This window comes from Pseudoalteromonas sp. (assembly GCF_041629635.1).
GTDB lineage: Bacteria > Pseudomonadota > Gammaproteobacteria > Enterobacterales > Alteromonadaceae > Pseudoalteromonas.
This window is the reverse complement of sequence record NZ_JBFKMX010000206.1, coordinates 1-4,461: the sequence shown is the minus strand read 5'-3', so window position 1 is coordinate 4,461 and position 4,461 is coordinate 1. Positions and strand designations below refer to the sequence as shown.

General features: G+C 38.0%; 6 protein-coding genes and 1 pseudogene. 5 read left to right on the top strand and 2 right to left on the bottom strand.

Annotated features, from left to right (window positions below; genetic code table 11):
* The 3 genes from ABYD77_RS17985 to ABYD77_RS17975 all read left to right on the top strand — a co-directional run.
* A partial coding sequence (locus tag ABYD77_RS17985) for an amidohydrolase family protein (protein WP_372771478.1) occupies window positions 1–1,337 on the top strand: 1,337 nt, incomplete at its 5' end.
* Window positions 1,338–1,436: 99 nt separating this feature from the next.
* Entirely contained in the window at window positions 1,437–1,622 is a 186-nt protein-coding gene (locus ABYD77_RS17980; RefSeq protein ID WP_372771477.1) for a hypothetical protein, read from the top strand.
* A 258-nt stretch (window positions 1,623–1,880) separates the two neighbouring features.
* On the top strand, window positions 1,881–2,543 hold the full coding sequence (locus ABYD77_RS17975; RefSeq protein ID WP_372771476.1) for an alpha/beta hydrolase: 663 nt from the start codon (window positions 1,881–1,883) through the stop codon (window positions 2,541–2,543).
* 24 nt (window positions 2,544–2,567) lie between these two features.
* Here ABYD77_RS17975 and ABYD77_RS17970 read toward each other — a convergent pair whose 3' ends face one another.
* Window positions 2,568–3,029, bottom strand: a complete 462-nt coding sequence (locus ABYD77_RS17970; RefSeq protein ID WP_372771475.1) for a DUF3291 domain-containing protein — start codon at window positions 3,027–3,029, stop codon at window positions 2,568–2,570.
* A gap of 33 nt (window positions 3,030–3,062) precedes the next feature.
* Window positions 3,063–3,434: a VOC family protein gene (locus ABYD77_RS17965; protein WP_372771474.1), complete on the bottom strand. Its 372-nt coding sequence runs from the start codon at window positions 3,432–3,434 to the stop codon at window positions 3,063–3,065.
* A gap of 274 nt (window positions 3,435–3,708) precedes the next feature.
* Between ABYD77_RS17965 and ABYD77_RS17960 the strand changes: the two genes are divergently transcribed.
* Window positions 3,709–4,035 carry a hypothetical protein gene (locus ABYD77_RS17960; protein WP_372771473.1) on the top strand — a complete coding sequence of 109 codons (327 nt, stop codon included), beginning with the start codon at window positions 3,709–3,711 and terminating at the stop codon, window positions 4,033–4,035.
* An 80-nt stretch (window positions 4,036–4,115) separates the two neighbouring features.
* Window positions 4,116–4,461 (top strand): annotated as a pseudogene (locus ABYD77_RS17955) (type 1 glutamine amidotransferase domain-containing protein); the annotation flags it as partial.

Sequence of the window (4,461 nt, the reverse complement as noted above, 5' to 3'; positions counted from 1 at the left end):
TACCCTTGCTCTTTGCTTGTAGCGCCACTGAAAGCAAAATACCGAAAAAGGCTAATAGTTTTGTACTCACCAATATTAATATTGTTGACGTTGAACATAAGACTATTGTGCCGAATCAAACACTAACGATTGAACAAGGGAAAATCACCAACATAGCCAGGCAAGAAAGCTTGAAATCACCTAAGCACGCCAAGATTATTGATGGAAAAAATGGCTATATCACACCCGGCTTAATTGATATGCACGTGCATATGTATGAGCCGGCGGCCTATGTTTTTGCACTTAGTCATGGTGTAACCCATGTACGCATTATGAATGGCATACCTGCGCAACTTAAGTGGCGCGATAAAATTAATCAAGGAGCACAAATAGGTAGCACTTCAACGGTAAGTAGCCCGATTATTTCCGGCTATAAAAACGCTTATTTACACCACGGTGTTACAACAAAAGCCGAGGCAAGCCAAGTAGTAAACCAATATCATCAACAAGGATATGATGTAATTAAAGCTTACGGAAATTTAAACCAACAAGCGCTTGCCGGTGTTATCGAACAAGCTAAAGCTCTTAATATTCCAGTAGCGAAACATGGCCCACATGGCTCTGGAGAACTTGGCTTATCACAATTAAGCCACTTGCAATCATTCGAACATGTCGAAGATATTTATCAAGGACCATTAAATTATCAAACTGACTTAACTATGCTAATGGCTGCAATTGCTGAGTTAAAAACCACAGGTGTTGCCATCACACCAACGCTTAATATTTACCATCAATTAACGAGGCTAAGTAGAGAAAAGCATGCATTTCTATCAACAATTAACCAAGCATATACTTCAGATATCATCGGATTAGAGGCTAGAGAAAACCAAGTAAAGCGCTGGTTAATAGCTTCATATGATATGGCCAAGCACAATGTAAAAACTTTAGCATTTTTAAAATTTATTACCCATAAATTACATGAAGCTGAGGTTCCATTATTAGTTGGTTCTGATTCTGGTGTTTTACTATCACCCCATGGCATAGCCACCCATACAGAAATGAAGCTGATGATCGAGGCTGGCTTAACAACTTATGATGTATTGCAAGCGGCCACTATCAACCCAGCAAAAGCACTTGATCTTGGGAAACAATTAGGAAAGATAGCTATCGGTTACACCGCTGACTTTATCTACACTACAAGTAATCCCGTTGAAAATATTGGCATTTTAGAAAATTCAAACGCGGTGATTAAGCAAGGTAACTGGTATGCTCGAACAGAGCTTGATCAATTAACAGCAACCGCCATTGAACAACGGAGTGTTTGGCAAGAATTTAAGGCTTTATTCGAAGCATTGTAAAAATTGTTGTAAGGATAAACCGTGAATTTAAATCAAGTGACCTTACCAGTTAGCAATATGTCTGAAGCCTTACACTTTTAACAAAAAATTGGTTTTCTATTGATAGTTGATACGCCTCCTTATGCCCGCTTAAAATGTCTTGAGGGCGACAGTAGTTTTTCACTTTTTCTTGAAGATGACACTTTTGTTAATGGCGCTACCATTTACTTTGAGCATAAAGCACTTGATGAGAGGGTAGCAATGCCTAAACAAATAGGCATTGCTTATCATCAAGATGTCGTTTAACAGCGATATTTATGGCGTGAAACTACCTTATTTGATACTTCGGGTAATAAAATTAAACTTTTTTGTGCAGGTGGCAATAGATTAAACCCGCCATTACGCATTAATTAATCATATTTGCTGCGCTAATTCATATTATTAACTATCAAAATAATGGTAAAAAAGAGTGTGCCGGAGATATACAGCTTGCCCCTTTACCCTTAGAATTCAATTGCTTAATAAATCATTTATGTGAGAGACAATTTGAAAGTATCAAGGTTTATGAAAATAAGTACATGGGTATTTAGCTTGCTGTTATCCACCACCACAATGGCAGATCAAGTCTTAAATAAGATTCCAGATAATTATAATAAGGCAAGTAAGTTTGTGTTTTATTCGCACGGGTTTATTGTTGAAGGGGATAATCCAATGCCAATTGAAACCAAACATGGTTGGGGGGTGTATGATTTTCCGGGTATCAAACAAGCGCTTTCGGATGCACGGTATACCTTGGTTGCAACGCATCGCAATAAGAATACGGATCCTTTTATATATGCCAAACAGTTAAGTGAAGACATACGTAGCTTAGTTAAAAATGGCGTAAAACCAACGCATATTACCCTTGTTGGTTTTTCAAGAGGTACAGGGCTTACTTCAAATTACTTACAGGAAATTGGCGTTAATACCATTTTACTTGCTGGTTGTGGGCGATTGATTTCATCTAAACACAGCGATATTCAAGTGTATGGAGATATGTTGTCTGTTTACGAGAAAAGTGATGGTGCAAAGTCGTGCGCTAAATTAAAAGCTAAAAGCACGGCGTTAACGTCATTTGAGGAAATCGAGATTAATACAGGGCTTTCACATGGTGCATTTTACACACCAAGTGATGAATGGCTTGTTCCAGTAAAAAATTGGATCGCTGTTAAAATGAATTTGGGATAACAACAATTTAGTTATCCCTTTGACTTAATTGCTGAATTCTTCTTTGAGATCTGCTGGGGTAAAATTGGTTTTGAAACTAAAAGCGTAGGGTGTATCGCCTTGGCTACGTAATTGCGTGAGGCGCGCTATGCCTTCTTCGACTGATGGAATATGACCATCTTCCACCCACCAAAGCACGTAGTTATCTTCATTTAGCTTTTCAAACCATTCATTTTTGCGGCGCATAAAATCGCGGTGATGGGTGCGAAACATAAAGTTTTTTAAGCTATCGACATTTTGCCAAACAGACATATTGACGAGCATATTGGGGTTTTCAAATGCTTGAATATTGGTCGCATCGCCAGAGTCATCTTTCAGGCGCCAAATAAAGCCTTCACTGTTTTCAGCGAGTGAATTCACCTTATCTAGGTTATCAACAAAGTCTTTTATTTCAGGGGCATCAAGTGCATATTTTGCAAGCGCGATATTGAGTTGAGCTAATTGCATAGTCATCCTTTGCGAGAACTTACGGAAAAAAGATCAGTTTTTAACACGCCACGGTGGATTTAAACGGTTTTCACCTGCCCAATACAGCTTGATTTTGTTGCCTGAAGGGTCAAATAACACTGCTTCTCGCCATAGGTATCGCTCATCAGTTGGTAACTGCGTAAACGTAATGCCTTTGGCTTGTAATTCGCCAACCCAGTTATCGAGTTCTGCATGTTCAAAATAAATAGTGGCGCCATTAACTGGGTTTTCTTCAAGTGATAGTGAAAATGTTGAATCGCCCATCGGACAAGCAAAACGTGCATAATGCGGTGTGTCGACGATAAGTTCAAAACCGAGCGTTTGGTAGAACGTAACTGCATTTTTCAAGTTAGCTACTGGCAATGTAACTTGGTTTAAATTCATTTTAGTCCTTACAAAGTGTTTGTGGCATGCGTTTATCCGATGCTAGATACATAATCTTCCATGAGAGTTTCTCTTTGCTTCAAAAAATATACACTATGCTATCTAATCAAGCTGTTCAAGTAACACAATAAGTGGGTAGAGTTTGAAGTGTGCAAGCGCAGCTAAAAATGATTAATCAATAATTTAGTAAACAATCACTTGCGAAATTTTAAGAACGATCACATAGTTTGAATTGAACAGTGTTTTGCTGCTGTTAATAAATAAAGGGTGGTATATGTCCAATATAAAATTAATGATTCGTTTTCGTTTAGAACCTGGTTGTTTAGGTCCGACGGGTGCCGATTATGTTGAAGACTTTTGCAGCCTGATAAACAAAGTTGATTTTAGTTATTCTTTTGTTGCACTGAATGTTATCCCGCGTTATGACAAATCGTTACCGGAGTGGGAATTCTTACTGAATGATAAGCTTATTAGTGAAAAACAAGCAGACCGTGTGCTTGAGTTACATAATTTTACTGTTGAATCGATTGAAGAAGCGGTTGATGAATTTATTACTCTGAAAGTCGAGCAGTTTATGACTTCAGTTAAAAAAAATAGCTAATCGTTAAAAATCAATTTCACTTCACATTTTCTTCACATGCCCCTTGCTAGATTGTACTCAACAATCAATAGGAGCATGTTATGACAATCAAAATTAAACACACCGTTATTGCAAGTTTACTTGGCCTTTCTTCACTTAATCTAATGGCTGATGAGCAAAAGCATATTTTAATGGTGTTAAGTAGCTATGGCGAAAAGGATACTGCGGGCGAATTAGTAAAACCAGGCTACGAATTTGATGAGCTGAGTAAGTCGTACTTAGTATTTAAAGCCGCGGGCGCAACTATTACATTCGCATCGCCAAAAGGCGGCAAAGTGCTTGCAGATAACTACAACAAAGAAAAATCCTATAATGCCGCGTTTTTAAAAGACAGTAATGCTGTTTCGAAATTAGAAAACACAATACAGCTTGCATCACTAAATCATC

Coding starts and splice junctions, on each gene's coding strand:
- ABYD77_RS17960 (WP_372771473.1), top strand. CDS start 3,709: ATGTCCAATATAAAATTAATGATTCGTTTTCGTTTAGAACCTGGTTGT.
- ABYD77_RS17975 (WP_372771476.1), top strand. CDS start 1,881: ATGAAAATAAGTACATGGGTATTTAGCTTGCTGTTATCCACCACCACA.
- ABYD77_RS17965 (WP_372771474.1), bottom strand. CDS start 3,434: ATGAATTTAAACCAAGTTACATTGCCAGTAGCTAACTTGAAAAATGCA.
- ABYD77_RS17970 (WP_372771475.1), bottom strand. CDS start 3,029: ATGCAATTAGCTCAACTCAATATCGCGCTTGCAAAATATGCACTTGAT.